The sequence below is a fragment of the Kerstersia sp. genome, from assembly GCF_052103615.1.
Taxonomy (GTDB): domain Bacteria; phylum Pseudomonadota; class Gammaproteobacteria; order Burkholderiales; family Burkholderiaceae_B; genus Kerstersia.
In genome coordinates this window covers 1-4015 of sequence record NZ_JBQEKA010000141.1, presented here as the reverse complement: position 1 = coordinate 4015, position 4015 = coordinate 1, and the positions used below count along the sequence as shown (strand labels likewise).

Below are 4015 nucleotides of genomic sequence, written 5' to 3'. Positions count from 1 at the left end.
CTACGACGCCTGCCGCTGCTACTGCCGGTACCGGCGCTGCTGGCGGCGTTGGCGCTGCTGGCGTCAGCACTGCCGTGATTGGCGCTGGCGTTGCTGTGGTGGCCGGCGCGGCCATCATTGGCGGTGTGATCTCGTCCAGCACCCAATCGTCTTCGACCAGCCACCACTAAGCTGCTGATAGCCTTTACATGTTTATAGGCTTTGCAGCCTGGGTGGTACGTTGATGTATGAGCATAAGCCGGGCGGGTTACCGCCCGTCCGACTTGTCGCTGCGCTTGTGCTGGGGGCAATGGCCGTAATGGCTTCCCCGGCGCAGGCGCAGCCTGCTTCCAGCGGTTTGACTGGCCTGATTAACATGCCTTCAGGCCGCATGGAAGAAGAAGGCCTGTTTACTGCAGGGTATAGCCGCACGGCGCCCTATAGCGCGCCGTATCTGAATGTGCAGATGTTTTCCTGGCTGCAGGTGGCCGGGCGTTACACGCGTATCAGCGGCACCAAGGCGCTGACAGACCATTACGGCGCCAATAAGGACAAGGCAGCAGCGGTCAAGCTGCGCCTGTTGCCGGAGAACGCCTGGGGCGTTTCATGGTTGCCCGAAGTGTCTGTGGGCATGGACGACTTCCATGGCACCAAGTTATTCCATAACGAATTCATTGCTGCCACCAAGCGAGTTCCGCTCTGGGACCTGGGGCAGGCGGACGTCACCGTCGGGTATGGCCGCAAACGTATTGAGGGTGCTTTCGGCGGCGTCCGGTTTACGCCTAGCATGTTGCCTTCCTGGAGCGTCGTGGCGGAATACGACGCGACGACGTTTCAGAAAGACAATAGTTTCGAAATTACCGGCGTCAACGAACGCAAAACCGGAAATATCCACGCAGCGCTGGAGTACCGCTGGGGCGGCTTTGCGGTGCGTGCAGGCCGTGAGCACGGTAATACGGCCTTCAATCTGGCGGTCAGCATTCCCTTGCAGCAGCGTGACCTGATTCCAAAGATGGAGGAAACCGGGCCGTTTGCCGATGGTAACTGGTTCCTGGGGGAACCGCGCCCGACCGCATTGCAATGGGAACAGGATAGGTCTTACCGTCAGGGCATGCTGCGCAGCCTGCATGCGGAAGGCTTGCGTGACGTGCGGGTGGCCTATGTGGATGGTGTGATGTCGCTATCCATCGCGGGTTCCCGCCACTTGCATCCGTCCCGGGCCGCGGGCCGCGCGGCACGGATCGCGATGGCCTATGCGCCGATTGAGACCAGTACCCTGGAAATTACCTGGGAAGCCATGGATCTGCAGGGCTTGACCTGGACGTTCCATAACGTACCCATGCTGTCGCGTTATTTTGCCGGAACGGCAACACGCAAGGATTTGCGCAATAGCGTGCGTATCAGTTACGCCGACCCGGACGGGCGCACTGCCGCCAGCCGGACGAATGACCTGGATGCCGTGCTGGATGCGGCGGCCCTGGATGATGGCGGTTATACCGGCGGCATGGGCGGCAGCCCATTCGCCTGGGGCTTTGGCTCCCATGGGCAGACCACGCTGTCATTGTCCCCCTATCTGCATTCGTATTTGAATGACCCCAGTGGTGCCTTCAAATACGATCTGGGCCTGAGCGCCGATGCACGCGTGCATTTGGCGCGTGGCTGGTGGCTGGACGGGGCGGTCAATGCGTCTGTGCTGGAAAACGTCAGTGACGTGACACAGCCGTCCAATTCCTTGCTGCCGCATGTGCGCTCCGATTTGGCGGAGTACCGCCAGGCGTCGCGGGTGAAGTTGTCCAAGCTGCTGGTCAACAAGTTCTGGCAGCCTGCGGAGCGTGTCTATCTGCGTGCATCCGGCGGTTTGTACGAAGAAATGTTTGGCGGTGCAGGCGGGCAAGCCTTGTACCTGAGCCAGGATGGTAATTGGGGCGCCGATCTTGCGGTGGATTATCTGAAACAGCGCAATTTCAAGGGTACGGGTTTCATGGATTACCGTACCCACACGGTGATCGGCTCCTTGCACTATCGCTTGCCTTTGATTCCTGATACCACCGCGACGGTCCGTGCGGGCCGTTTCCTGGCCGGGGATCGCGGCGCCCGGTTCGAGCTCAAGCGCACCTTCCGTTCCGGTGTGGAACTGGGCTTGTGGTACACACGCACCAACGGGGATGACATTACCTCGCCGGGCAGACCAGGCAACCCGTATTACGACAAGGGTGTATTTTTGCGTATTCCGCTGGCGACCCTGTCGACACGGGATAACGGTTCAGTGGTGCATATGTCGCTGTCGCCGTGGAACCGTGACGTGGGTCAAATGGTGCAGTCGCCGGGTGATCTGTACCAGATGGCGGAGCAACACTGGTTGCACAATGCGCTGGACGGTGACGGTTTGCGCAGCTTCGGTGATGTGTATGGCGAGGAGGATCAGCCATGATGAACGCACGCGTGTCGCGCATACTGTTGTGCCTGGCCATGAGTAGCACGACGGCCGCCGTCTGGGCGGCAGATGAGCAGGATTGCTGGGTGGCGGATGAAACGCTGCGGGCCCATTTCCAGGGCATGTGCGTGGACGGCAAGGCCCAGGGAGAAGGGCGTGCCTGGCAATCAGGCGGCGCCTATTATGAAGGGTATTTCGAAGAGGGAATGCGGCACGGCAAAGGCGTGCATGTTTACGCCAATGGTGATACCTATTCCGGTGAATGGGCGCACGATAGGCGTGATGGCACGGGCCGCTATGCCTATGGCGATTTATCGCCCTGGCGTGGTGATGTGTATTTTGGCGGCTGGCGTAACGATATGCGGGAAGGGCGGGGAACTTATGTGTTCTGGCCTTCAGGTGAGCGTTTCGTGGCGCAGTGGCATGAAAACGCGACAGAGACCCCGGCGGGCCCGACCATGACACGGCGCAAGCAGGCTGTGGAAAGTCTGGCGCCGGTGCTGGGCAAACTGGATACCGAGGTTTGCTCAGTCTCTACTGAAGGCGCAGATACCGATAGGATGGCCCATGCTGTCGTGCGCGGCGTGATAGATGACCGCCTGCTGGTAGAGATTCAGGATGAGGCTGTGCTGGCGGCCAGCAAGAAGCCGGCATTGAACCCGCGTTGGGAAATTTTGACTGATTGGATGTTATGCCCCCGCAAATGAATACTGTTTCTTCAGCTCGGAAAGAAGGCGCCGGTATGGCGCCGCAACTGCTCGTGATGTGTACCGGCAATGTGTGCCGCAGCCCTATCGGTGAAGTGATGCTGCGGCATCATCTGGCGTTGGCTGGCGCAGACGCCGAAGTGTTTTCGCGTGGCCTGGGGGCACCGGCAGGCCGCGCGCCGCACCCTTTCGCCGTGCAGGTTTCGGATGCGCATGGGGTGCCGATTCCGGCAGATAAACGGGCTGCTCAGGTTAACGATATTGATTTGCGCGTGGCGGTAGCGGTGCTGGTAATGGATAACGGCCATCGCCATGACATACAGCGGGCGTATCCTTTTGCCAGCGGCAAGACCTTTTTGATGGCGCACTGGCAAGGCAACAAGGAAATCGACGATCCTATCCATTCTCCGGTAGAGGCTTTTGAGCAGTGCTGGGTGGATATTGATGCCGGCTGCAAGAGCTGGGTCGAAAAATTGCTGGAAATGGGCCTGATCAAGCGCAAGGCTTGAGTGTGCGCCGGCCTATAGCAGCGGGCCGGTAGCCCATTGGATTCGGAAAGTGCGGCCAGGGTCGCGGCGGCACTCAATCATGGGTGTTTACCAGTGGTTGATCTGTCTCAGCAGATAGGCAATTCTTAACATATCAGGAATGCGTTCTGATATGTCGCAATGTCTATAATTCGTGTCATTCTGAGGCACTGCAGGCAGTATGCGTGCCTTGTGCGGTTGCTCAATGACTTGCATAGGCGTGTCCCGTACTTTCGCTGAAAAGACGAGGTCTGTGCTGGGTATGCTGGCCCGTTGTTCATGGCCAGTATTTTCAGGTTTCCCGAATTCAATTGTAAGCGTTCGCCGAACACGCCCTTGATCGCAGGGCAAGGGCATAAGAGGATACT

3 protein-coding genes are annotated in these 4015 nt (G+C 59.1%); all 3 read left to right on the top strand.

Going from position 1 to position 4015, the window contains the following annotated elements:
- Positions 1-223 precede the first annotated feature (223 nt).
- Genes ACTJGZ_RS15915 through ACTJGZ_RS15905 form a run of 3 tightly spaced genes read left to right on the top strand, consistent with a single transcriptional unit; the run spans position 224 to position 3629 of the window.
- Positions 224-2410 carry a YjbH domain-containing protein gene (locus ACTJGZ_RS15915; protein WP_441663868.1) on the top strand — a complete coding sequence of 729 codons (2187 nt, stop codon included), beginning with the start codon at positions 224-226 and terminating at the stop codon, positions 2408-2410.
- Positions 2407-3120, top strand: a complete 714-nt coding sequence (locus ACTJGZ_RS15910) for an MORN repeat-containing protein (protein WP_441663867.1) — start codon at positions 2407-2409, stop codon at positions 3118-3120. Before ACTJGZ_RS15915 ends, ACTJGZ_RS15910 begins: the two co-directional genes overlap by 4 nt.
- Positions 3117-3629: a low molecular weight protein-tyrosine-phosphatase gene (locus tag ACTJGZ_RS15905; protein WP_441663866.1), complete on the top strand. Its 513-nt coding sequence runs from the start codon at positions 3117-3119 to the stop codon at positions 3627-3629. The genes ACTJGZ_RS15910 and ACTJGZ_RS15905 overlap by 4 nt, the downstream gene beginning before the upstream one ends.
- Positions 3630-4015 lie beyond the last annotated feature (386 nt).